Origin of the sequence: Niallia sp. MER 6 (genome assembly GCF_023714395.1) — a bacterium.
GTDB lineage: Bacteria > Bacillota > Bacilli > Bacillales > Cytobacillaceae > Niallia.
In genome coordinates this window covers 1-23,620 of sequence record NZ_JAMAUK010000020.1, presented here as the reverse complement: position 1 = coordinate 23,620, position 23,620 = coordinate 1, and the positions used below count along the sequence as shown (strand labels likewise).

The 23,620-nt window shown below is 40.8% G+C and carries 23 protein-coding genes, 1 rRNA gene and 1 riboswitch; of the genes, 2 read left to right on the top strand and 22 right to left on the bottom strand.

Going from position 1 to position 23,620, the window contains the following annotated elements; translation table 11 throughout:
* Positions 1–10 precede the first annotated feature (10 nt).
* The 4 genes from pcrB to M3600_RS19700 form a co-directional block, all read right to left on the bottom strand.
* The gene (gene pcrB / locus M3600_RS19715) at positions 11–700 is read right to left on the bottom strand and encodes a heptaprenylglyceryl phosphate synthase (protein ID WP_251647178.1); all 690 of its coding nucleotides are present in this window, start codon (positions 698–700) and stop codon (positions 11–13) included.
* A gap of 243 nt (positions 701–943) precedes the next feature.
* A complete protein-coding gene (locus M3600_RS19710; RefSeq protein ID WP_237940620.1) occupies positions 944–1,261 on the bottom strand; it encodes a YerC/YecD family TrpR-related protein in 318 nt (105 codons plus the stop codon).
* Between the two features lie 31 nt (positions 1,262–1,292).
* Positions 1,293–2,345, bottom strand: coding sequence for a DUF3048 domain-containing protein (locus M3600_RS19705; protein ID WP_237940619.1), 1,053 nt, complete (start codon positions 2,343–2,345; stop codon positions 1,293–1,295).
* A 237-nt stretch (positions 2,346–2,582) separates the two neighbouring features.
* Entirely contained in the window at positions 2,583–4,328 is a 1,746-nt protein-coding gene (locus M3600_RS19700; RefSeq protein WP_233316194.1) for an adenine deaminase C-terminal domain-containing protein, read from the bottom strand.
* A gap of 139 nt (positions 4,329–4,467) precedes the next feature.
* On the opposite strand from M3600_RS19700, the gene M3600_RS19695 reads away from it, so the two are divergent.
* Both M3600_RS19695 and M3600_RS19690 read left to right on the top strand, forming a co-directional pair.
* Positions 4,468–4,827, top strand: coding sequence for a YgaP-like transmembrane domain (locus tag M3600_RS19695; protein ID WP_233316192.1), 360 nt, complete (start codon positions 4,468–4,470; stop codon positions 4,825–4,827).
* Positions 4,828–5,030: 203 nt separating this feature from the next.
* Complete coding sequence (locus tag M3600_RS19690; protein ID WP_251647203.1) at positions 5,031–5,921, top strand: SDR family oxidoreductase; 891 nt, start codon at positions 5,031–5,033, stop codon at positions 5,919–5,921.
* Between the two features lie 34 nt (positions 5,922–5,955).
* Here the strand turns inward: M3600_RS19690 and purD are convergent, their stop codons facing one another.
* From purD to rrf, 18 genes are all read right to left on the bottom strand, one after another.
* On the bottom strand, positions 5,956–7,212 hold the full coding sequence (gene purD / locus M3600_RS19685; protein ID WP_233316400.1) for a phosphoribosylamine--glycine ligase: 1,257 nt from the start codon (positions 7,210–7,212) through the stop codon (positions 5,956–5,958).
* A 24-nt stretch (positions 7,213–7,236) separates the two neighbouring features.
* Complete coding sequence (gene purH / locus M3600_RS19680) at positions 7,237–8,772, bottom strand: bifunctional phosphoribosylaminoimidazolecarboxamide formyltransferase/IMP cyclohydrolase (protein ID WP_233316191.1); 1,536 nt, start codon at positions 8,770–8,772, stop codon at positions 7,237–7,239.
* A gap of 48 nt (positions 8,773–8,820) precedes the next feature.
* The gene (gene purN, locus M3600_RS19675; protein ID WP_233316189.1) at positions 8,821–9,390 is read right to left on the bottom strand and encodes a phosphoribosylglycinamide formyltransferase; all 570 of its coding nucleotides are present in this window, start codon (positions 9,388–9,390) and stop codon (positions 8,821–8,823) included.
* 13 nt (positions 9,391–9,403) lie between these two features.
* On the bottom strand, positions 9,404–10,438 hold the full coding sequence (purM, locus tag M3600_RS19670; protein ID WP_251647176.1) for a phosphoribosylformylglycinamidine cyclo-ligase: 1,035 nt from the start codon (positions 10,436–10,438) through the stop codon (positions 9,404–9,406).
* A 91-nt stretch (positions 10,439–10,529) separates the two neighbouring features.
* Entirely contained in the window at positions 10,530–11,942 is a 1,413-nt protein-coding gene (purF, locus tag M3600_RS19665) for an amidophosphoribosyltransferase (RefSeq protein WP_233316187.1), read from the bottom strand.
* On the bottom strand, positions 11,927–14,143 hold the full coding sequence (purL, locus tag M3600_RS19660) for a phosphoribosylformylglycinamidine synthase subunit PurL (protein ID WP_251647174.1): 2,217 nt from the start codon (positions 14,141–14,143) through the stop codon (positions 11,927–11,929). Before purL ends, purF begins: the two co-directional genes overlap by 16 nt.
* Positions 14,127–14,813: a phosphoribosylformylglycinamidine synthase subunit PurQ gene (gene purQ / locus M3600_RS19655; RefSeq protein ID WP_251647172.1), complete on the bottom strand. Its 687-nt coding sequence runs from the start codon at positions 14,811–14,813 to the stop codon at positions 14,127–14,129. Before purQ ends, purL begins: the two co-directional genes overlap by 17 nt.
* On the bottom strand, positions 14,810–15,064 hold the full coding sequence (gene purS / locus M3600_RS19650; protein ID WP_144456273.1) for a phosphoribosylformylglycinamidine synthase subunit PurS: 255 nt from the start codon (positions 15,062–15,064) through the stop codon (positions 14,810–14,812). Before purS ends, purQ begins: the two co-directional genes overlap by 4 nt.
* Positions 15,057–15,776, bottom strand: a complete 720-nt coding sequence (purC, locus tag M3600_RS19645) for a phosphoribosylaminoimidazolesuccinocarboxamide synthase (RefSeq protein WP_233316181.1) — start codon at positions 15,774–15,776, stop codon at positions 15,057–15,059. The genes purS and purC overlap by 8 nt, the downstream gene beginning before the upstream one ends.
* A gap of 111 nt (positions 15,777–15,887) precedes the next feature.
* Positions 15,888–17,180, bottom strand: a complete 1,293-nt coding sequence (purB, locus tag M3600_RS19640; RefSeq protein ID WP_237940615.1) for an adenylosuccinate lyase — start codon at positions 17,178–17,180, stop codon at positions 15,888–15,890.
* 3 nt (positions 17,181–17,183) lie between these two features.
* Complete coding sequence (gene purK / locus M3600_RS19635; protein ID WP_251647201.1) at positions 17,184–18,338, bottom strand: 5-(carboxyamino)imidazole ribonucleotide synthase; 1,155 nt, start codon at positions 18,336–18,338, stop codon at positions 17,184–17,186.
* Entirely contained in the window at positions 18,325–18,813 is a 489-nt protein-coding gene (purE, locus tag M3600_RS19630; protein WP_233316177.1) for a 5-(carboxyamino)imidazole ribonucleotide mutase, read from the bottom strand. The genes purK and purE overlap by 14 nt, the downstream gene beginning before the upstream one ends.
* A 127-nt stretch (positions 18,814–18,940) precedes the next feature.
* Positions 18,941–19,041, bottom strand: a riboswitch (purine riboswitch).
* 107 nt (positions 19,042–19,148) lie between these two features.
* Positions 19,149–19,346 carry an NETI motif-containing protein gene (locus tag M3600_RS19625; RefSeq protein ID WP_233316176.1) on the bottom strand — a complete coding sequence of 66 codons (198 nt, stop codon included), beginning with the start codon at positions 19,344–19,346 and terminating at the stop codon, positions 19,149–19,151.
* Entirely contained in the window at positions 19,324–19,884 is a 561-nt protein-coding gene (locus M3600_RS19620; RefSeq protein WP_233316175.1) for a DUF2179 domain-containing protein, read from the bottom strand. Before M3600_RS19620 ends, M3600_RS19625 begins: the two co-directional genes overlap by 23 nt.
* 167 nt (positions 19,885–20,051) lie before the next feature.
* Positions 20,052–20,882, bottom strand: a complete 831-nt coding sequence (locus tag M3600_RS19615) for a carbohydrate ABC transporter permease (protein ID WP_233316173.1) — start codon at positions 20,880–20,882, stop codon at positions 20,052–20,054.
* A gap of 16 nt (positions 20,883–20,898) precedes the next feature.
* Entirely contained in the window at positions 20,899–21,786 is an 888-nt protein-coding gene (locus M3600_RS19610) for a carbohydrate ABC transporter permease (RefSeq protein WP_233316171.1), read from the bottom strand.
* Between the two features lie 100 nt (positions 21,787–21,886).
* Positions 21,887–23,122, bottom strand: a complete 1,236-nt coding sequence (locus M3600_RS19605; protein ID WP_251647199.1) for a sugar ABC transporter substrate-binding protein — start codon at positions 23,120–23,122, stop codon at positions 21,887–21,889.
* Positions 23,123–23,302: 180 nt separating this feature from the next.
* Positions 23,303–23,419, bottom strand: a 5S ribosomal RNA gene (gene rrf, locus M3600_RS19600).
* Positions 23,420–23,620 lie beyond the last annotated feature (201 nt).

The window sequence follows — 23,620 nt, the reverse complement described above, 5'->3', positions numbered from 1 at the left end:
GTTTTTGTAATCAATGCAGATTCTTTATTTTCACGGTGCTTAAAGCAGCCGCTATATCATCATAAATAATATTTCCAACAACCACTACATCTGCCTCGAGCGCCATTTTCTGCGCGTCATCCAGTGATCTTATTCCTCCGCCGTAAAAAAGGACAGTATCGGTCAGATTTCTTTTCGCTGCCTTGACAACCTCCACGTCTCCGTAAGAACCGCTGTACTCAAGATAAAAAATAGGCAGGTGCAACATTTTCTCTGCCATCATTGCATATGCAGCAACATCAAGGGCATCGAGGTCGGTATTCGCATCTGTTGCTTTAGCTACTTTGCAATCACTGTTTAAGATGCAATAGCCTTGGACAAGTATCTCTTCCCAATTCATAATCTCACCATATTCCTTTACTGCTTCATGATGCAGACCTGTCACCCATTTTGTATCCTTGCTGTTTAAGACAGTTGGTATGAAGTAAAGATCAAAACCGGGAGTAATAGCATCGATTGTTGATATTTCTAGTATGCAAGGAACTGTATATCTTCTGACTCGGGACATGATGCTCAGCACATTTTCAAGCGTAACCCCATCTGTCCCGCCAATGATAATCGCATCTGTTCCTGATTCAGCTATTTTCTCTAAATGTTCATCTGAAATTTCTTTATTCGGATCTAATTTAAAAACGTGACGCCACTCACGGACATTGTACATGCAAAAATCCTCCATTCTAACTTCCATTACATCATTATAGCATTTGTGTATGTTACAAAAAAGAAATGAAAGGCGGGAATTATGCATGTAAATATTTGCAGGATATTTCGTTATGAATAACAATAAGTTTCACGTAGTTCTGCTTTATAATAGGACGATTTTGTAAGAGACAATGTTTCAGCAAGCTCAGCTTTTTTAACTAAACAAAAAAGCAGGCAATCATTGCCTGCTCAGGAAAATATCTTATTCACTTTCTTCTTCCGAAGTCTTGTCTTCTTGAATTCTGTCCAATGCCATAACATAGGCGTCATTGCCGTAGTTCAAGCATCTTTTCACACGGGAGATTGTAGCTGTGCTAGCACCAGTTTCTTTTTCAATGCTATGATAGGTATTTCCTTCTCGCAACATTCTTGCAACCTCAAGACGCTGTGAAAGTGATTGAATTTCATTAACTGTGCATAAATCATCGAAAAATTGATAGCATTCTTCTAAATTCTCTAATGAAAGGATGGATTTAAATAGCTGATCCAGCTCTTTCCCTCTTAGTTTATCAATTTGCATTTCATGACCTCCATCGGTTACATATATTAGTTTATTGTGTCTCTAATGAAACGGCTGCGTCTAATCCAGGATCAGAAGGTATGATATTTATCCATGTCTTTCCGGGAACAAGTCCTATTTGCCGGTCACCGTCAAACGGAAGAAGCCGGCCATCTATGTTTTTCCATTCAACCTTATTCCACTTGCCTTTTTGAAGCAAGTAGCCATCTCCACCAGATTGCAAATCTATATCTCGTCTGCCTTTGCTGTCGGCTGTGTGATGTTCTGCTTCCAAAATGAACACATTGCTTACGGCAACAGGCATGCCGGATTCGTAATCCACGGTTTTTTCGCCGTTTGAATACCTGATATACTTTTCAGTGTCTTTATCATAATAGAATAAAGAATTGTACTGTGGGTTCGAACCATAATATATGGATATTTTATTCGCTGCTTCCCCTTGTATTTGGTTTACCTCTTGTTCATTTAAAAAGGTGAGCGGTCTAGGTGATACATCCATATCATAATTATTTTGTTGCGCCCCTTTTAATATATTGCTATAGCTGATATACGAATTATGAGGCGCTTGCCTTTGAGCGGAACGCTGAAACAATGTTCCGTCATACTGCATACCGTTAAGATTATCAATAAAGCCCTCTGTCAACAGCCTCTTTGCTTCCGGACTATAGCCATGCGCAATATAAAGGCCATCATAACCTTTAGCAAGTTCAATATAGTAGTCTCTTGCGCTTCTGACAGGCCCAATCAGCTTTGGAGCCTTGCTCTGATAGATGGCAAGAAACCTTGTTATCTCTCCTTCAGCCAGAACCTCATATACAATATCAGCATCAGTTAAACCAGTCTGCGGCCTTGCTTTCGGATGATTATTCACCATAACGCTGACTGCTCGCTCACTGCTTTTCACATCTGCAGACAGGCCTGTCAGAGGAAATGTATACCCTAAATCCTCCACACTGCCTTCGTCCTTGCCAGCATCACCGCCCTGATGATTTTCATCATGTGTGCCTACACTTTCCGGTTCTTTGCTGCATGCTGTCAATAAAAGAAAAACTGCCGCCAAAAACAATACTATGCTCTTTTTCATAAATCCTCCTAATAGCGCGTTTTTTTTTTTAAACCTGCTAGGAAGAATGGGCGGAAAAACGCTGAAGGCAAACAGTGGTTCTCTGTAAAAATAGGCTAAAAAGGCTGCACTTACTAAGAATACGTACCAGATTGATTTGCTGTTACACGGGCTACAATCAATATTTTATTGCTATATTGTTGCCTTTTTATACATATATCAGAATATTCTCATTTATAAAAGGATCTCTTTTATATTTTAACGCATTATTGACGGAAAGAGTACATTTTTATTCATGACATCATATAAACCTCTCTGGGTAATTCTTATATACGGTAGATGGGTAGCGGAAAAGAAAACAAGCGTATATATTGGATCGTCAAAAGGAAAGCCAGCATCCTTAATATATTGTAATAACTTTTTTTCTGTCTTAATCAATTCATTAACAGACATATCAGCCATTACACCTTTTAAAGGCAGCGGCAGCTCTAAAGCCAATTGGCCGTCCTTGTATATGACAATTCCTCCGCCTATCTCTTTCATCCTATTGAAAGCCTTTATCATGTCTTTCTGATTTTTTCCTAAGAGGATAATATCTCCATCGCCTGTATAAGAGCTTGCCAAACCGCCTATTTCCTTCGAGAATCCTTTAAGAAGTGTGTTTATTCTCCAATTTCCGTTTCTTCCTAACAGCATAAAGAAACACTCATCATGATTTTGGGAAAGCGCCTCACCAGATACATCAATGGAAATGGAGTATGGTTTTGTGATAACAGAGTTTTCAAGCTTTATTCCGAATGGCATGGAGAATTGCATATCGTCATAAGTCAATTCCCAGTCCAGCTTTAATGGCTCAAAACCAAATTCCACCCAATCAATGGAAGGGTACGCTTCTGTCACTATCTCACCTGCCCGCTTTACCCAGACTCCTTTTGCCAAAACGGAGTGAGGTGTTGGATCAGCGATGTCTTTTAGGAAATTAATATTAGCGACTCTGCCAGTCGCAATATTTCCGTGCAGGTGCTCAATATTGTAGTATCTTGCAATATTTATGGTTGCCATATTATAGGCATCCACAGAAGGAATTCCTTGTTCCATTGCTATGCGGATAAGCTGGTCAATATGCCCGCTTTCATAAAAATAGGACGGAGACCCATCTGTTGTCAGCATGCATTTATCAAACTGGCTGATTCCAAGCTCCTTCATTTCTTTGACAAGCTTTGGCAAATCAGGGCGTATAGATGAGTATCTGAGACTGACCATATAACCTTGCATCAGCCGGTCAAGCACTTCCTTGCCTGTCATTGCCTCATGATCACTGTCAACTCCAAGCAGCATCAGCTTTGCTAATGTTTTTTCCGATGCTCCGGGAAAATGTCCCTCTACTTGCTTTCGCATCCGTTTCGTCTCTTGAATCCAATGGAGCATCATATCATCACCATCCAACAGTTGCGGCCAACCGCTAAGCTCCCCACCTTGAATGACAGCATCATGCTCAAGCCAGCTTTTAACATTGCTGTGGGAGAATACTTTTTCCTCTTCTGCAAGCTCTGTCTGAGAATCATACCGGCACCACCAAAACATTGACGTTGGAAGGTTCCGCATCTGACTCATAAAAGAAAACGCTTTCTTTTTTTCTAACTGCAAAGCCAATAGAAGGTTATCATTTATGAGCGTTGTTGTTCCAAATTGAGATGTATATTGAGCAAGTGTAAGGGGATTATATATTTGAAAAGGATGGGAATGCGGTTCTATATAGCCCGGCACTAAATATTGACCATCACAATCAATAATTTCACTGCCGCGGACATTTCCAGGCATCTCTTGCCCGACATAAATGATTCTATCTTGGTATATCCAAATGTTTGCACAAATCCATTTTCGCAAAATCTGATTAAGATATTTTGCGTTTTGCAATATGATGGATGGCGCAATTTCGCCATTTAGGACGGAAACATGTTTTCTTAACAATTTGTTCTTCCAACGGTAACGTTGCTCTAACATTGTTTTCTCCCCTTTGTATTTGCAGCTTTTGTTTTTATTTTAAAAAAATGGAAATGTTTATCATTAAAATCATTTTATCACAGAAAGATTTTTCTAATATTACTATTACGTTAAATTTTCTAAGGAGGCTGTTTTTATTATGAACCCTAAGCAAAATATCAGCTTGATAAATGCAATGATTCGCATCACACTTGGCTTTACCTTTTTAGCCTGGAGCACAGCTAAGCTCGCAAAAAGACCTAATCAGCAATCCTATTTATGGATAGCTATGCTTGCTGGAATGAAAATCGCAGAAGGAATTGTGCGTTATTGTCCGATTGTTGCTCTATTTGACAACAGTAAGGGACATACACCTAAAAAAGACAATGAGCACACTGCCCACAAGGAAAATAAGGAAAAACCTAAGGATAGTGAAAAAGCTTCTCCTGCGGACATTCAAAACATCATGAGCGAATTTAATCCTGCAACCATCTTTTCACCTGAGGATATGAAAAAATAAACCACTAATGCCTGCAGCCTTGCTAGCCTGCAGGCTTCTTATTGTATTCGTAAATAATATGCAAAAGACTCATTATCCATACCTCTTACTTTTATTTCTCTTTGTAATTTTTCACCAAAGTATTGTTTATTGTTGTGTATGATTGGGAATCCAAATAGAGAAGCATGAAAAAAGAGTAAACGGAAATAAAACAAAAAGGAGAGATTGCATTGTCTAATCTAAACAATCCATTAGAACAATACTTTACAGGAGACTTCCCTAAGCAATATCAGGACCCGCCAGGACTGCAGCAAAAAATGGAGCCAGTGCCTGACTGCGGAGAAAAAAGCTACAAAGGAAATGGCAGATTGACAAACCGCAAAGCTCTTGTAACCGGAGGAGATTCTGGTATCGGCCGTGCAGCTGCTATTGCTTATGCTCGAGAAGGCGCAGATGTCGCAATCAATTATCTGCCAGAAGAACAGCCCGATGCAGAAGAAGTAAAGGAACTGATTGAAGCGGAAGGACGAAAAGCTGTTCTTATCCCTGGTGATTTAAGCGATGAGTCTTTTTGTGGTGAATTAGTTAAAAAAGCATATGATGAGCTCGGCGGTCTTGATGTGCTGGCGTTAGTAGCAGGCAAGCAGCAAGCAGTTGAAGATATTGCTGATTTGACGACAGAACAGCTTCGAAGCACATTTGAAATTAATGTATTTTCATTGTTCTGGGTTGTAAAAGCAGCGTTGCCACTTCTGCCAAAAGGGGCTTCCATTATTACGACTACTTCTGTTCAAGGCTATAATCCAAGCCCGAACCTGCTTGATTACGCTTCTACTAAATTTGCGATTACCGGATTTACACGCGGGTTGGCTAAACAAGTTGCCTCAAAAGGCATTCGTGTAAATACGGTGGCACCAGGTCCAATTTGGACAGCATTGCAGGTTACTGGAGGACAGCCTAGTGACAAAATTCCACAATTTGGTCAAAATACACCGTTGCAGCGAAGCGGACAGCCTGTTGAATTGTCTTCCGTATATGTGTTCCTTGCATCTGAGGAATCAAGCTACGTAACAGCACAAGTATATGGAATTACAGGCGGTATTGAACTAGCCTAACAAAAAAAGATCCCAACTGGGATCTTTTTTCATATTATTTAATTGCTTTAAAGCCGATGTCTTTTCTGTAGAAAACTCCATCGCTTTCCAGCTTTTCTAACTCTTTATATACCTTGTCTTGGGCAGCCTTAATTGTTTTGCTCTTAGCAGCAACAAGCAGTACTCTGCCGCCGTCCACTGTAAAGTTACCGTCTTCGTCCAAACTTGTGCCAGCGTGGAAAATAGATACATCCTCCATCGTGTTTAAACCTTTGATGACAGCACCTTTTCCATAGCTTTCTGGATATCCTTTCGCTGCAACGACAACACCAAGCATATCCTCATCGTGCCACTCAATAACAGGAGTCTCTCCTTCAAGGATAGCAAGCAGCACTTCAACTAAATCAGATTTCATCCTAGGCAAAACAACCTGTGTTTCTGGATCGCCGAGGCGAGCATTAAATTCAATCACTTTCGGGCCTTCTTCTGTAGCAATAAGACCGGCATATAAGATTCCCGTAAACGATCTGTCTTCTGTAATCATTGCCTGTGCAGTCGGCTTAACGATTGTTTCAATGGCAGTCTGCACGATTTTCTCATCGATATGAGGAACAGGAGAATAAGCTCCCATGCCGCCAGTATTCGGTCCTTGATCACCATCATATGCTCGTTTATGGTCTTGAGCAATCTCTAATGGAATGACTGTGTCCCCATTGACGAAGGACATTAAGGAAAACTCCTCACCAGCCAGGAATTCTTCAATAACAACAGTCGCAGATGCATCACCGAATTTCGCACCGACAAGCATTTCTTCAATGCTTGCCAAAGCTTCTTCCAATGTCATTGCAACTGTTACACCCTTGCCTGCTGCAAGGCCGTCTGCCTTAATAACAATCGGCGCCCCATGCTCTAATATATATGCTTTAGCTTGCTCATAATCAGAAAATGTTTCATACTTTCCTGTCGGGATCTCATATTTCTTCATTAAATCCTTCGCAAAGGATTTACTGCCTTCAATTTCTGCTGCTTTTTGCCTTGGTCCGAAAACCTTCAGCCCAGCAGCCTCCAATTTATCAACAACACCTAACAGCAAAGGAACTTCAGGTCCTACTACCGTCAGGTCCACTTTATTATCTAGAGCAAATTCAACAAGCTTATCTACTTCTGTCTCTTCAATTGAAACGCGTTCGGCAACATCTGTCATTCCTACATTGCCTGGTGCTACAAAGATAGTTTCAACTAATTTGCTTTCTTTAATTTTTGTGCAAATCGTATGCTCTCTTCCACCACGGCCGATTACGAGTACCTTCATCATTTCCATCCTCCATCAAAGCTTTTAGTGTTTAAAGTGCCTTACTCCTGTCAATACCATGGCAATTCCATACTCGTTTGCTTTCTTGATGGAATCTTCATCTCTGATACTGCCGCCTGTTTGAATGATTGCAGTGACTCCAGCTTTTGCTGCTGCTTCGACTGTATCATCCATTGGGAAGAACGCATCGGAAGCCAATACTGCTCCAACTGCCTTTTCTCCAGCCTGTTCCAAGGCAATCTTTGCTGAACCAACACGGTTCATTTGACCTGCACCTACTCCTAAAGTCATTTCCTGATTATTAACGACAATCGCATTCGATTTCACATGCTTAACAACCTTCCAGCCAAACTTCAGTGCTTCCCATTCTTCATCTGTCGGCTTTTTGTCAGTTGGGATAGTGATTGTTGCATCATCCAATGTAAAATGGTCGAAATCTTGAACAAGCAAGCCGCCTTCAATTGTCGTAAATTTCATTTCCTTCTTGTTGCCTGCAGAGAATGGAATAGTTAACAGACGAATGTTTTTCTTCCCTTTAAGAATCTCTAAAGCCTCTTCTGAATAAGATGGCGCAATGACGATTTCTAAAAAGATTTCATGCAGCTTCTGAGCTGTTGCAGCGTCAACCTCTCTGTTCAATGCGACAATTCCTCCGAAAATAGAAACAGGATCTGCCTCAAATGCTCTTGTGTACGCAGTGAAAATATCCTCGCCTGTTCCAACTCCGCATGGGTTGCTATGCTTAATTGCAACAGCTGCTGGTTCTGTGAATTCTTTGACGATTTGAATTGCAGCATCTGCATCATTGATATTATTGTAAGAAAGCTCCTTGCCATGCAGCTGTGTTGCATTCGCAATAGAAAATGCAGAACCTAAAGGCTTACGGTAAAACGCTGCATTTTGATGCGGGTTTTCTCCATATCTTAAAGATTGCTTCAGTTCATATGTGACAGTCAATGATTCAGGGTTTTCTTCACCTGAAAGATCGCTCATGTATTGAGAAATCATGGAATCGTAAGCAGCAGTGTGACGGAACACTTTAGCAGCAAGCTTTCTTCTTGTTTCAAACTTCACTTCTCCATCTTGCTTTAGTTCATCGACAACCGTTGTATAATCACTTGGGTCCACTACAACTGTTACATATTGATGGTTTTTTGCAGAAGCGCGAAGCATTGTTGGACCGCCGATATCAATATTTTCAATGGCATCCTCCACTGTTACGTCTTCCTTCGCAATTGTTGCTTGGAAAGGATAAAGATTCACACAAACTAGCTGGATTGGCTGAATTTTATGCTCCTCAAGCTGTGCTTGGTGTCCAGGTTCGTCAAATTTCGCCAAAAGACCGCCATGAATATACGGATTTAAAGTTTTTACCCTGCCTTCCAGGATTTCCGGAAATCCAGTTACGTCACTGACACTAAGTACTGGGATGCCGCTCTCTTGAATGGCCTTTTTTGTTCCACCTGTAGAAATCAGCTCGAATCCTAATTCATGAAGCTCTTTTGCAAAGCTTGTAATTCCTGTTTTATCTGAAACACTTATTAATGCACGCTTTTTCATTTCCTTTATTTCCCCCTGTTTCATATAGTAGTCTATTGCTGCAATTACTCAATTGGAAAGGACTAATGATTGAACTACCTTCGGATACAGTCCATGCTCGATGCTTTGGATTTTCGCTTGAAGGCTTTCATTCGTTTCTCCTTCTATAATACCGACGGCCTCTTGAGCAATAATCGGTCCTGTATCCATTCCTTCATCCACATAGTGAACCGTTACCCCTGTTTCCTTTGCACCTGCTGCAAGCGCTTGGCCGACAGCATCTTTGCCAGGAAAATTAGGAAGCAAGGACGGGTGGATATTTATTATCTTACCAGGGAATTCCTGAAGCAGTGTATCTCCAATCAAACGCATATAACCTGCAAGGATAATCCACTCTATCTCGTAATCTTTTAGTTTCCGAAGTATATCTTGTTCATATTCCGCCTTTGAAGGATAATCTTTGGCTGTGAATGTAAACACATCAACATTGTGGTTCGCAGCTCTTTCTACAACATACGCCTTAGGTTTGTCACAGACTAGTAATTTAATAGACGCCTGCAGCTCATTTTTTTCTGCAGCATCTACAAGTGCTTGGAAATTGGAGCCGCTGCCTGACGCAAAAACAGCAATATTTTTCATGTCTGTTCCTCCGTTATTGTTTCAGAATGATGTTGATTTCCCCATCATCTGTTACCTTGCCGATTGTATATGCCTTTTCGCCGATTGCCTGAAAATGCTTTAGAACATCTTGCTCCGCATCGCTGTCCACAGCAAGAACCATTCCTGTGCCCATGTTAAAAATATTATACATTTCCTTGCGCTGTAAATCTCCTATTTTTTCCATCAGCTTAAAAACAGGAGGCACTTCCCAATTAGTTTCTTCAAGTTCGATCCCTAATCCTTCTGGAAGCATGCGAGGAATATTTTCAATGAAACCTCCGCCTGTTATATGGGATAATCCCTTAATCTCGAACTTTTGAAGAGCAGACAGAACTGATTTTACATAGATTTTCGTCGGCTTGATTAATTCTTCTCCAAGCGTACAGCCTAATTCGTCTACATAATCAGATAAAGACATATTAGCTTTTTCAAAGAAAAGCTTGCGGACAAGAGAATAGCCATTGCTGTGAATTCCGCTTGAAGCCAAACCAATCAGAACATCTCCAGCCTTAATATTTTCCCCTGTAATGACACGTTCTTTCTCACAAGCACCAACAGCAAATCCAGCAAGGTCATATTCCTCTTCGCTGTACATCCCTGGCATTTCAGCAGTTTCCCCGCCGACTAATGCGCAGCCAGCTTGTTCACAGCCATCTGCAATCCCTTTTACAATAGCTTCAATCTTTGCAGGCTCTGCTTTGCCGCACGCAATATAATCAAGGAAGTAAATAGGTTCTGCTCCTTGTACGACAATATCATTTACACACATTGCCACAGCATCTACGCCGATTGTATCATGCTTATCAAGCATAAATGCAAGCATCAGCTTTGTACCTACCCCATCTGTTCCAGAAACCAGCACTGGATTTTTCAGGTTTAATACTGACAGATCGAACATGCCTCCGAAACCGCCAAGACCTCCCATTACACCAGGTCTGAATGTTTTATTTACATGCTTCTTCATTCTCGAAACTGCTTCATAGCCTGCCTCGATATTAACTCCTGCTTGTTTGTAGCTTTCAGCCATACGTATCCTCCTACTATTCAAAGACATCTCTTATGTGCATTTCAATGGAAAAGCGACACACCCATATGCCGCTTTTCACTTCTGTTTACTTTTACACCTTTTCATATGATTGAAGTGCAGAAGGATAGATTTCTGTCGGATATTTGCCTGTAAAGCAAGCTAAGCAGGAACCTCTATTCTCCCCTTCTTCATTTCTGCCGATTGCTTCTACCATTCCTTCTGTGCTCAAGAAAATGAGAGAGTCAGCACCAATGATTTCCCGAAGCTCATCAACCGAGTATCTCGATGCAATCAGCTCTTCTTTTGTAGATGTATCGATTCCGTAAAAACACGGGTTTTTAATAGGTGGTGAACTGATTAATACATGCACTTCTGTTGCACCAGCCTCACGAAGCATGGACACGATTCTTCTGCTTGTTGTTCCTCTAACGATAGAATCGTCCACCATGATGACACGTTTGCCTTCAACGACACCACGGACTGCTGAAAGCTTCATTTTTACCCCTTGTTCACGCAATGATTGGGATGGCTGAATGAAGGTGCGTCCTACATATCGGTTCTTAATTAAGCCTAACTCGTAAGGTATGCCTGTTTCCTCTGCATAGCCAATTGCTGCAGAAATACTTGAGTCAGGAACGCCTGTTACGACATCTGCTTCAATTGGCGCTTCAAAAGCAAGTCTTTTCCCTAAGTTTTTTCTGGCAGTATGAACATTGATACCATTGATATTGCTGTCTGGTCTTGAGAAATACACATACTCCATCGTACACATTGCAATATTGGAAGCCACTGAGAACATCTCAGAACGGAAACCATTATCGTCAATAATCAAAAGCTCTCCCGGCAGGACATCGCGGATAAATTCTGCACCGACAACATCAAATGCACATGTTTCTGAGGCAACAACATAAGCATCCCCCAGTTTTCCTAAAGAAAGTGGTCTCATACCATTTGGATCTAGAGCAACCATCAGCTCTGTCTCTGTCAAGATTAAGAAAGCATATGCCCCTTTAATCATTGTCAAAGCATTTTTCACTCTTTCATTAAAAGCAGAAAAACCGCCTCTTCTAATTAAGTGAGCAAGTACCTCTGTATCAGAGCTAGTCTGAAAGATGCTGCCTTGCGCTTCCAATTGGCTTTTGAGCGCATTAGCATTAACAAGATTTCCATTATGAGCAAGTGCCATGCTTCCGCTTTGGAAATGAAACAGAAGGGGCTGGACATTTTCATAGCCCCCACCTCCTGCTGTTGCATAACGAACATGACCGATTGCAGCTTTTCCTGTCAATTCCTTCATGGCATCCTGTGTGAAGACCTCTGCAACAAGTCCTTCCCCTTTAATGCCTTTTAGCTGTTTCCCGTCTGTTGTAACAATTCCTGTACCTTCTTGTCCCCTGTGCTGCAGGCTGTGAAGCCCGTAATAAGCAAGCTGCGCAGCATCGTTATGGCCCCAAACACCAAAGACTCCGCATTCTTCATTTAACCCTCTTATTTCAGCAAGCATGGAATAGCTCCTCTCCAGGCGGCTTCTAACACTTCCACCTGTTCCTTAATTAGGATATTTTCCCCTTGGCTAACAGCAAGAATATTGTCGTCTGTTACTTTTCCAATCAATGTTGCAGGAACTAGCTTTTCGAATTCTTCTTTGTTATCTGGTTTAACAGAAAGCAAGAAACGTGATTGAGATTCACTGAATAGAGCAGAAACAGGGTTGCCTTCCAAATCAAGCTTCGCACCCAAACCGTTCGGTCCAAACAAGCTTTCTGCAGCTGCAACTGCTAAGCCGCCTTCAGCTAGATCATGAGCAGATTCAACAACCCCTGCTCTGATAGCAGCAAGCACTGCAGCTTGATGGCTCTTTTCTACTTCTAAGTCTAATTCAGGTGATTTTCCTGAAATGGAGCCTTCAAGCATCTTTTGAAGTTCGCTTCCTCCGAATTCATCCTTCGTTTCACCAAGAAGATAAATAAGATCTCCGCTTGCTTTAAAGCTTTGTGTTGTTATATCATTTGTATCTTTAATCAGACCAACCATTCCGATTACTGGTGTCGGATAGATTGCTGTTCCGTTTGTTTCATTGTATAGGGACACGTTACCGCCAATAACCGGTGCATTAAGTGCTAAGCATGCTTCACTTATACCGTCAGCAGCTTTTTCAATCTGCCAGAATATTTCTGGCTTTTCAGGGTTACCAAAGTTTAAGTTGTCTGTAATTGCCAATGGCTCTGCCCCTGAGCAGACGATATTGCGAGCAGCCTCTGCAACAGCAATTTTCCCGCCTGTTTCTGGATCTAGGTAAAGATAACGCGCATTACAGTCAGTCGTCATCGCTAACGCTTTTTTCGTTCCGCGAATACGGACAACAGCAGCATCTGATCCTGGTGCAACTACTGTACTTGTGCGAACCATATAGTCATATTGGTTATAAACCCATTCCTTTGAAGCGATTGTCGGCTGTTTAAGAAGATTAGCAAGTGCTTCTCCATAATTATCAACTGCAGGGATTGTGTTCTCCATTGCTTGGAAATCACGGAAATATTGCGGTTCTGCAGAAGGTTTTTGGTAAACAGGAGCATCCTCAGCCAAAGCATCAGCTGGTACGTTCGCAACTACTTCCCCTTTATGAAGAAGTCGCAGCATTTTATCATCTGTAACAACACCGATAGCAACTGCTTCCAAATCATATTTATCGAATAGATCCTTAATCTCTTGCTCTCTGCCTTTTTTAACAACAATCAGCATACGTTCTTGAGATTCTGACAGCATCATTTCATAAGCTGTCATGCCCACTTCACGCTGCGGCACTAAATCAAGATTCATTTCAATTCCAGATCCAGCTTTGCTTGCCATCTCTGCACTTGAGCTCGCAAGTCCTGCTGCACCCATATCCTGAATACCGACTAGAGCATCTGATTTGATCAGTTCCAAGCATGCCTCAAGTAAAAGTTTCTCCATGAACGGGTCGCCAACTTGAACTGCCGGACGCTTTTCATCTGAATTCTCTGTCAGCTCTTCTGATGCGAATGTTGCCCCATGAATACCATCACGGCCTGTCTTTGCTCCTACGTACATTACCGTGTTGCCAACTCCATGTGCCTGGCCTTTTTTAATGTCTTCATGGTTAATTAAACCAACACACATCGCATTTACAAGCGGGTTGCCTGCATAGGATGAATCAAAGGCAATTTCTCCCCCCACTGTCGGAATACCGATACAGTTTCCGTAACCTGCAATCCCTGCAACAACTTCTTCAAAAAGATACTTTGTACGAGCATTATCCAATTCGCCAAAACGAAGAGAGTTCAGAATAGCAATCGGTCTTGCTCCCATGGAGAAAACGTCGCGGATAATGCCGCCCACTCCAGTTGCAGCTCCTTGATACGGCTCGATTGCAGACGGATGGTTATGGCTTTCAATTTTGAAGGCCACTGCTTGCCCATCCCCAATATCCACAATCCCTGCACCTTCACCAGGACCTTGAAGCACTTGCGGACCAGATGTCGGGAATTTTCTTAACACTGGTTTAGAGTTTTTGTAGCTGCAATGCTCAGACCACATAACTGAAAACAGTCCAATTTCTGTGTAGTTAGGCTTGCGGCCAAGAATCTTTTCGACCATAGCGAATTCTTCGTCCGTAACACCCATTTGTTTGTAAATTTCCTCTGACTTAATTTGTTCTGGACTTGGCTCAAGCATTAACGACATTTGCTTCCCTCCACTGTTTAACGATTGATTGGAAAATCTTTAGGCCATCCGCTCCGCCTAACAGCTCATCAACTGCTCTTTCTGGATGCGGCATCATGCCAAGGACATTTCCTTTTTCATTAGTGATTCCTGCAATATTTTCTAGGCTTCCATTTGGATTTTCGCCATTATATGTGAATACAATTTGCTTGTTTTCTTGTAATCTAGCTAACGTTTTTTCATCACAATAGTAGTTTCCTTCTCCATGGGCGATAGGAACAGAGATGACTTCCTGCTCTTTATATGCATTGGAGAACATTGTGCTGTTGTTTTCGACCTTCAGTTCAACAGGACGGCAGATGAACTTAAGCTGATCGTTCCGTCTCATTGCTCCTGGCAAAAGTCCAGCCTCCAGTAAAATTTGGAATCCATTGCAGACACCCAATACTGGTTTGCCCGCTTCGGCTGCTTTTACAACTTCCTTCATGACATTGCTGAATCTTGCAATGGCGCCGGTGCGAAGATAGTCACCGTATGAGAATCCGCCTGGCAGTAAAATTCCGTCATAACCTTCCAAGCTATCTGCGTCATGCCATACGTATTCTGCTTCTTCTCCCAATTCATCCGTTATTGCGTGCAACATATCGACATCACAATTGGACCCTGGAAATACGACTACCGCGAATTTCACTGTGCAACAACCTCCTCAACCTCATATGTGTAATCTTCAATTACAGTGTTTGCCAACAATTTTTCACACATTTCCTTTACAAGCTCATCTACATTTCTATCCGATTTTTCTAGAGTAAGCTCTAAATACTTCCCGATGCGTACATCATTTACTTCTTGATAGTTAAGGGAATGAAGAGACCCTTTCACTGCATTTCCTTGTGGATCTAAAACACTCTCTCTTAATGTGATATATACTTTAACTTTAAACATGCTGTTTTCCCCCTAATCTAGCTAGAATATTCTCATATGCTTCTGTCAAATTTCCTAAATCGCGACGAAATACATCCTTATCTAATTTCGCGTTTGTTTTTATATCCCATAAACGGCATGTATCAGGAGAAACCTCATCAGCTAGCATTATTTCTCCATTGCTGTCCTTGCCGAACTCAAGCTTAAAATCGATAAGACGGATGCCTAACTCTGCAAAGAAAGCACTTAATGCTTTATTCACTTCAAGAGCGTTTTTTTTCAATATTGCAACTTCTTTTTCTGTCGCAAGCTTTAGCTCTTCTATATGATCCTCCGTCATAATCGGATCTCCTAGAGAGTCATCTTTATAATAAAATTCAACAAGAGGCTTTGATAATGGCTGCCCCTCTTCTATTCCTAATCTTTTTGAAAAGCTCCCAGCAGCTAAATTCCTAACAACAACTTCTAATGGAATGATGGAAACCTTCTTCACTAGCTGTTCTGTTTCTGACAGTTTTTCGATAAAGTGGGATTCTATGCCCATGTCTTTTAGCTTTAAAAATAGCAAGCTCGTAATCTCGTTATTTAAACGGCCCTTACCTGTGATATCTGCCTTCTTTTCACCGTTAAATGCTGTTGCAGAATCTTTATATTCAAGCCAGACGATATTTTCATCAGACGTTCCATAAACTCTTTTTGCCTTTCCTTCGTACAATAAAGCTCTCTTTTCCATTTGAAGAGTCTCCTTATCAAAAAAATTAGGGATAAAACGAATGTAAGATTAACTTGCTAAATTAGGGTATTCGGCATAAAAGCGCCCCACGGTGCTTTTATGCCAAATTTATTAAAGTCCCAATCTGTTAAAGATAGTATCAACATGCTTGATATGGAAATGGTAATCAAAGCAATCATCAATTTCTTCTTTAGTCAGCTTAGATGAGATAGTTGGGTCATTGTCTACTAGTTCACGGAAAGGAACTTGCTTTTCCCAAGATTCCATTGCTCTCGGCTGAACTGTATCGTAAGCCTCTTCTCTTGTAAGTCCTTTATCGATCAAGGCTAATAGTACTCGTTGCGAATAGATCAATCCTAATGTGCGATCCATGTTGCGTTTCATGTTCTCTGGGAATACAGTTAAGTTCTTAACAATATTGCTGAATCTGTTTAACATATAGTTGATAGCAATTGTTGCATCTGGAATGATAATTCGTTCAGCTGAAGAGTGAGAGATATCTCTTTCATGCCATAGCGGAACATTTTCATAAGCAGTCATCATATAGCCGCGGATAACACGAGCAAGACCTGCCATATTTTCTGAACCAATCGGATTACGCTTATGCGGCATTGCTGAAGAACCTTTTTGCCCTTTAGCAAAGAATTCTTCCACTTCTCTAGTTTCACTCTTTTGCAGTCCGCGGATTTCAACAGCAAACTTTTCGATTGATGTTGCAATGAGAGCGATTGTCCCCATATAGTCTGCATGACGGTCACGCTGTAATGTTTGTGTGGAAATCGGTGCTGGTTGCAAACCTAACTGCTCACATACGTATTGCTCCACAAATGGATCGATATTGGCATATGTTCCAACTGCTCCTGAAATCTTTCCAAACTCTACACCTGCTGCTGCAGCTTTAAAGCGTTCTAGATTGCGCTTCATTTCCTCATGCCATAATGCCAGCTTCAACCCAAATGTTGTCGGTTCTGCATGGACACCATGTGTACGGCCCATCATGACTGTGTATTTATGTTCAATTGCTTTATTTTTCAAGACTTCAATAAAGTTCTCCAAGTCCTTTAAAATAATTTCATTTGCTTGTCTGATTAAGTAAGATAATGCTGTATCCACTACGTCAGTTGATGTTAATCCGTAATGAACCCATTTGCGCTCTTCTCCCAATGTTTCGGAAACAGCTCTTGTGAACGCAACAACATCATGACGTGTATCCTGCTCAATTTCTTGAATTCGTGCAATGTCAAAGGACGCGTTTTCGCGGATTTTCTTAACATCCTCTTCAGGTATTTCACCTAGCTTCACCCATGCTTCACATGCAAGGATTTCAACCTCCAGCCATGCTTGAAAACGATTTTGCTCAGTCCAAATATTTCCCATTTCTGGTCTCGTATAACGATCAATCATATCTTATCCTCCGATTTTTTCTGTTTGCAGGCTCCAAATACTGGACCTGTCTATTTCATCAAGGGCAATTTCAACAGACGAACGCAGCAACGTCGCATGTCCCATCTTGCGCTTTTCCTTTGGTTCTAGCTTTCCGTAAAGGTGGACTTTCCAGTCTTGCAGTTCTGGAAGTACGTTGATAATAGGAGCTTGATGTTCACCTAATATATTAACCATTACTGCTGGTCTCAATAACTTCGTGCTTCCCAGCGGCATTCCACAAACTGCTCGAATATGCTGCTCAAATTGTGATGTTTCACATGCCTCTATCGTATAGTGTCCTGAGTTATGCGGTCTTGGCGCCAATTCATTGATATATATATCGTCACCCTTGCTTAAGAACATTTCCACTGCCAATGTGCCGACTAGCTGCAGGTGTTCAGCGATAATTCCTGCCTTTTGAATCGCAGCCTCTTTTGCATGGTCGCTTATTCTGGCAGGCACAATTGATTGGTGAAGTATATTGTTAATATGGATGTTTTCACTCACTGGAAAGACAGTTGATTCTCCATTAGTGCCTCTTGTCACAATAACAGAGATTTCTTTTTCAAAAGGAATCCATTTTTCCAGAACACATATGCCTTGCGTCAGCAGCTTCTCTGCTTCCTGTACTTCAGCGCTTGAAGTGATTACAAATTGACCTTTACCGTCATAACCGCCTCTTGCTGTTTTCAAAACAGCCGGAATACCTATCGTTTCCAGTGCCTTTTTTAAGTCTGCAGGCTCCTCGATTACCTCGAATGGAGCAACCTTAACGCCGGCTTTTTGAATGGCTAATTTTTCGCTAATTCGGTCCTGCGTTATTTCCAGGACGGAAGATCCCTGCGGTACATATGCATGTGTTTGCAGCCATTCCAATCCTTCTGCATCAATATTCTCAAATTCATATGTGATAACATCACTCACCTGCGCCAGCTGTTTAATGCCTTCCATACTGTTATATGCAGCCACAATCTTATAATCAGCCACTTGACCGCATGGTGAGTCCTCTGTTGGATCCAACACAGCAATTCGATACCCTTGCGCTTTTGCAGCCAATGCCATCATTCTGCCTAATTGCCCACCACCAATTATACCAATAGTTTGACCTGGAAGAATCACTGAGTTAGACAAGTTCATCACTACTTTCTATAACCTCGGTTTTAGTTTTCTCTCTCATAGAGGAAATTCTTTCAGCTAATTCTGGTTCAAAGGCAGCTATTATTTGGGCAGCCAGCAAGCCTGCATTAGTCGCACCAGCCTTACCAATTGCCACTGTAGCAACAGGAACACCGCCTGGCATCTGCACAATTGATAACAGAGAGTCAAGCCCGTTAAGCGCTCTTGATTGGACCGGAACTCCAATCACAGGCAATGTCGTTTTTGCTGCAACCATCCCTGGTAAGTGAGCGGCACCGCCAGCACCTGCAATAATAGCACGCAGTCCCCGGCTTCTAGCACTCTCGGCATATTCAAACATTAAATCAGGGGTGCGATGTGCAGATACAACCTTCTTTTCATAACTCACTTCCAGCATATCCAAGATGTCACAAGCATGCTTCATTGTCTCCCAATCTGATTTGCTTCCCATAATAACGCCAATTTGAGCAGTCATATTTCTCCTCCTGAATTATTACATATAAAAAGCCCTGCCCAGATGTTTCTACTACATAGAGAGAAAGCATCCGTCCAGAGCTCAAATAACCTGAAAAGACTGGAAAAATACCAATCCCTTCTGCTGGCGTTCTATTGCTTTCCCTCATAGTCCGGCAGTTCTCGGCAGCCAGGTAGAAACTTATGGGCCATATTCCCATTATATATGAGGGCTATTAAAATTTAGTTTGTCATTTATATTATTTATTAACACAATACCATATTAACAAGCATTTTCACCCGTTGTCAACATAAAAATCGAACAATTATACTAATATCATATTTATTGTTCGTGATTTACCCTTCCAGCTTAACCGCCTCAAACACTATTTGGCTGGCTACAGGTTCATAAGATTTCTGTCCATTTACTACATTTTCTTTAAAAATCGGTTTTTCCAATCTTTTTACAGGAGTGTAGCCTTCACTCTTTATCCGATCTAAACACTGATCGATCGTTTCATTTTCTTGTACTTCAAACTTCATCTTTTTGCCCATTAAATAACTTTCCTTTCTTTACGCTCTTTACCCAAAAGCCGCCGTAGATTGTCTTTGGCTCATATGCAATAATAAACGCCTTTGGGTCTAAGTTCTTTATTGTATCATAGAGGCGCAGCTCATATTTTCTCGGCGACAGTATTTGCAGAGCCATTCTGTCTCCTTCTAAGCCATGTGCAGCCCAGCTCGTAACTCCATAACCCTTTTCCCGTAAGGCCTTAGGTAAATCTCTATCATATTCTTTCGTAATAACATTAACTGTTATGTATCCTAACGCAAGCTTCTCTTCTATTTTCATGCCTACGATAACACCAATTCCATAACCTACAGCATAAGCCACTAGATTTTGAATCTGATCAAGATTATCTAATACCAGCCCGAGGCCGATGACATAAATAACTACTTCTATCATGCTGAGAAAAGCCGCCAAATATCTTTGCCCTTTTAAAGTCAATATCATCCTGATTGTAAAAAATGACACATATACAATATTAATGACTAATATGATTACGACCATTGTAACACTGTTTTCCAGCATTAATCCATCACCCTTTTTTCAGCATTTAATTGTGCGTTTCTTTTTATAATTACCTTAATTTTTAATTGTAAACAAATCTCTTCCTATTTATATGTATGAGTATTTAAAATAGAAAAGGCTTAAAAGGAAAATCTCCTTTTAAGCCTTTTTCATATTATTTATTATTATTACTTCATTCCAGAAACATTGAAGCCTTGCAAAATATACTTCTGAAAAACTAAAAATACGATAATAATGGGAATAATCATGAAGGTTGAACCAGCCATTTGTAAGGCATAATTGCTTGCATATTGCCCTTTTAACAGCTGTAGCCCGACAGATAGTGTATAATATTTTTCATCATTGGCGACAATTAACGGCCATAAGAACGAATTCCAGGCTCCAATGAAAGTCAGTATGCCTTGTACTGCTAGAACAGGGCGCGAAACAGGAAGAACTATACTCCAAAAGATTTTCCATTCACTAGCACCGTCCAGCCTTGCAGCTTCAAACATTTCATTTGATATTGTAGACATAAACTGCCGAAACAGAAATATGCCAAATGCACCTACTAAGCCAGGAAGGACTATTCCCGCCATTGTATTCGTTAATCCCATCGCATTCAAGATTAAATACACCGGAATCATCGTGACTTGTCCAGGAATCATCATCGTTGCAAGCACTAAATAGAAAAGAAAGTTTTTTCCTTTAAATTTGTATTTAGCAAAACCGTAGCCTGCCATCGCATTAAGAAAAAGTCCTCCAAATGAACAAAGAACGATAATCATTGTGTTCTTAAAATAAACAAAGAAGTTAAAAGCAGAGAATAGTTCTTTAAAGTTATCCATAGTGGGATCTTGCGGTAAAATCGTTGGTGGAAACTGCATGATTTCTGTGTCTGTTTTTAATGAGGATAACAACATCCAAATGAAAGGAAGCACCATAAGCATACCGCCTGCAGTAAGGATGATGGCAACAACCCATTTGCTAGCTTTTGTCTTTTTATGTGCTGTATTCATTTTATCCCTCCTCTATTTAATCCTCCGTCTTAACTTTTTGCATACGGAATTGAATCAAGGTGACAATTATTATCGCTATAAATAATAGGAAAGATCCTGCTGCTGCATAGCCGAATTTACTAAATTGAAAGCCATTGCGATAGATAAATAAAGATACAGAAGTAGTACTGTCCAGAGGTCCCCCATTCGTCATAATAAACGGTTCCTCAAAAAACTGGAGCCAGCCTATCATCGTCGTGACTGTCACAAAGAAGATTGCAAATTTCAGCATAGGCACAGTAATTTTAATCAGCTGCTGCCGTTTGTTAGCTCCATCTAAAGAAGCAGCTTCATAATACTCTTTTGGAATGCCTTGAAGAGCAGCCAAAAATATGATCATATTTGTTCCAATTGCACGCCAAAGGGCTAAAATTATTAGTGAAATTTTAGCAACAACTGGATGCTGAAGCCACGGAACTGGGGGGATATCTGCCAATGATAATAAATAATTAAGAAAACCAAAGCTGGGGTTATATAAGTAGCTCCATACAACAGCTACGGCAACAACATTTGTAATGGATGGAGTATAAAAAATCAGCCGAAAAAATTGAAAGACTCTACTCTCGCCAAAGTTGATTAATACAGCTATTCCTAAGGAACATATAATCACCAGCGGAACACCAATAATGACATAAAATAACGTATTACCAATAGATTTTAAAAAGAGAGGATCTGTCATAATATCTATATAATTATCAATACCAACAAAGTTAATTTGTGACCAATCTGCCAAGCCTATTAAGCTAATATCTGTAAAACTGATTACAAAAGCTACGACAATAGGTATTAAAGAAAACATCATTAATAAAATTAAGGCAGGGGAAATGAATAAATAAGGCGCCCTTTTATTAACAAAATTCCGCATAACTAGCACTCCCTTTTGTAAATGAAGGAGGGTATGTTAAACTGCTGCTAATAAATGCTTGCTGAGTAAACTTCCCGTTTAAGCTACCCTCACTCATCTATTACTTATTTAACAATTCCTCTGTCTCTCTATTAAAGGCTTCCATTTCCTTCTCAACATTATTTCCACCTAAATAGATTTGTTCAAAATGCTTTAAGTAATTTTGGGCGATTTCCTCAAACTCAGGTATTAAAGGCATCGAGCGGGAAGCCTCCATTTGTTGACCGAAAACTTCATATAATGGATCTTTTGCTAATCTATCATCCTCCCAGGCTGATTTCACTGTTGGCATAGCATTAGTCAGTCCCAGCCATTTCAGCTGATTTTCCTTTTTCATCATGAAATCAATAAACTGAGCTGCTTCATCCTTTTTACTGGAGTGTTCAAAAATGGTCAGATTCGAACCGCCCAAACTAGACAGATTATTATCCGCGCCAGTTGGAAGAACCGCGGTTGCCCATTTCCCCTCAATACCTTCAACTGTATCGTTCACTGCCTTGACCATCCATGGCCCACTTATAAACATCGGAACAATGGCATCACCTGAAAATGTTTGGGAGACATCCATACCTAAATCCTGCTTTGGAGCATAACCCTTTTGAATAAAATCATTTAAATAAGAAACTGCGTCTTTAAACGCTTGTTCATTAAACTGTGGTTTCCCTTCAGACAACAAAGCAGATCCATTCTGTCTTGCAAACATAAATGCCAAGGTTTGTTCCTTTGCATCTACATTAAGTCCGTACATGTTTTCACCGCGTTCAGATAACTTTTTAGCAGCAATCTTAAGCTCTTCCCAAGTCTGTGGTGCTTTTTTATATCCAACGGATTCAAGAATATCCGTACGGTAGAAAAGGACACGGGTTTCCGCAGCCCAAGGAATACCATAATATTTATTATCGAAAAGAGTTGTTTCAACAGAACCTTCAAAGAAGTTGTCTGGTTTTAAATTCGGATATTTATCCAAGAATTCCCCCATATCAGCAAGAGCTCCCGCTGCCTGAAACTCAGGCATCCATGTTATGCCCATTTGCAGTACATCCGGTCCTTTTTTAGAGGCGACTGCCGTTAACAGCTTATCATGAGCACTCGCCCACGGAATCGACTGTATTTTAACCTCAATCCCAGTTTCCTTCGTAAATTCCTCTGCCATTTTTGGAAGCTGCTTTACCTCATCTCCCATACCCCAGACTGTTAATACATCAGAATCACTTGAACTGCTTTTCTGTGAACAACCTGCCATTAAACCAAGTGCCAGTAAAGCTGTAATGCCGAAAATAAACCACTTCTTTTTCAAGCCCATCATTGATTCCTCCTAATCTGATTTATCGAAACGTTTCGATAAGGAAATGATAAACTAGTTTCTAATATCTTGCAAGCGTTTTCTTTAAACAAATTACAAAGGAACCGATACTTGAAAGAAACAAAATAAAAAAAGAGACAGCAGTCAAAATGACTGCTGTCTCTTTTTTAAGGTGCCTGGCGACGTCCTACTCTCACAGGGGGAGAGCCCCCAACTACCATCGGCGCTGAGAAGCTTAACTTCCGTGTTCGGTATGGGAACGGGTGTGACCTTCTCGCTATCGCCACCAGACTATTTGTATTTTGAGAGTTATTCCCTCAAAACTAGATTATGTTGTAAGAAGAAAGAATGAGTAATCATTCATATCCAGCTGCAGAAGCCAAATCGTACGGCTGTTTCACTCACTCGTGCACAGTCTTGCGACTGCTTCTCGCGCGCTCCAACATCCTATCGATTTAAGCTGTTCTTTTAGCTTTTCGTTTTAGTTAAGTC

What these genes read in the sequence shown, in the direction of transcription:
- purM (WP_251647176.1), bottom strand. Translation starts at nt 10,438, where the DNA reads ATGGCTGAAAGCTACAAACAAGCAGGAGTTAATATCGAGGCAGGCTAT.
- M3600_RS19625 (WP_233316176.1), bottom strand. Translation starts at nt 19,346, where the DNA reads ATGGGCAAAAAGATGAAGTTTGAAGTACAAGAAAATGAAACGATCGAT.
- purC (WP_233316181.1), bottom strand. Translation starts at nt 15,776, where the DNA reads ATGGAAAAGAGAGCTTTATTGTACGAAGGAAAGGCAAAAAGAGTTTAT.
- purL (WP_251647174.1), bottom strand. Translation starts at nt 14,143, where the DNA reads ATGTCGTTAATGCTTGAGCCAAGTCCAGAACAAATTAAGTCAGAGGAA.
- purB (WP_237940615.1), bottom strand. Translation starts at nt 17,180, where the DNA reads ATGATTGATCGTTATACGAGACCAGAAATGGGAAATATTTGGACTGAG.
- purF (WP_233316187.1), bottom strand. Translation starts at nt 11,942, where the DNA reads ATGCTTGCTGAAATAAGAGGGTTAAATGAAGAATGCGGAGTCTTTGGT.
- M3600_RS19615 (WP_233316173.1), bottom strand. Translation starts at nt 20,882, where the DNA reads ATGAATACAGCACATAAAAAGACAAAAGCTAGCAAATGGGTTGTTGCC.
- pcrB (WP_251647178.1), bottom strand. Translation starts at nt 700, where the DNA reads ATGTACAATGTCCGTGAGTGGCGTCACGTTTTTAAATTAGATCCGAAT.
- purE (WP_233316177.1), bottom strand. Translation starts at nt 18,813, where the DNA reads ATGACTGCTCAAATTGGCGTTATTATGGGAAGCAAATCAGATTGGGAG.
- M3600_RS19610 (WP_233316171.1), bottom strand. Translation starts at nt 21,786, where the DNA reads ATGCGGAATTTTGTTAATAAAAGGGCGCCTTATTTATTCATTTCCCCT.
- purD (WP_233316400.1), bottom strand. Translation starts at nt 7,212, where the DNA reads ATGAAGGTACTCGTAATCGGCCGTGGTGGAAGAGAGCATACGATTTGC.
- M3600_RS19695 (WP_233316192.1), top strand. Translation starts at nt 4,468, where the DNA reads ATGAACCCTAAGCAAAATATCAGCTTGATAAATGCAATGATTCGCATC.
- purS (WP_144456273.1), bottom strand. Translation starts at nt 15,064, where the DNA reads ATGTTTAAAGTTAAAGTATATATCACATTAAGAGAGAGTGTTTTAGAT.
- purN (WP_233316189.1), bottom strand. Translation starts at nt 9,390, where the DNA reads ATGAAAAATATTGCTGTTTTTGCGTCAGGCAGCGGCTCCAATTTCCAA.
- purK (WP_251647201.1), bottom strand. Translation starts at nt 18,338, where the DNA reads ATGAACTTGTCTAACTCAGTGATTCTTCCAGGTCAAACTATTGGTATA.
- M3600_RS19710 (WP_237940620.1), bottom strand. Translation starts at nt 1,261, where the DNA reads ATGCAAATTGATAAACTAAGAGGGAAAGAGCTGGATCAGCTATTTAAA.
- M3600_RS19620 (WP_233316175.1), bottom strand. Translation starts at nt 19,884, where the DNA reads ATGCTGGAAAACAGTGTTACAATGGTCGTAATCATATTAGTCATTAAT.
- M3600_RS19705 (WP_237940619.1), bottom strand. Translation starts at nt 2,345, where the DNA reads ATGAAAAAGAGCATAGTATTGTTTTTGGCGGCAGTTTTTCTTTTATTG.
- M3600_RS19700 (WP_233316194.1), bottom strand. Translation starts at nt 4,328, where the DNA reads ATGTTAGAGCAACGTTACCGTTGGAAGAACAAATTGTTAAGAAAACAT.
- purH (WP_233316191.1), bottom strand. Translation starts at nt 8,772, where the DNA reads ATGAAAAAGCGTGCATTAATAAGTGTTTCAGATAAAACAGGAATTACA.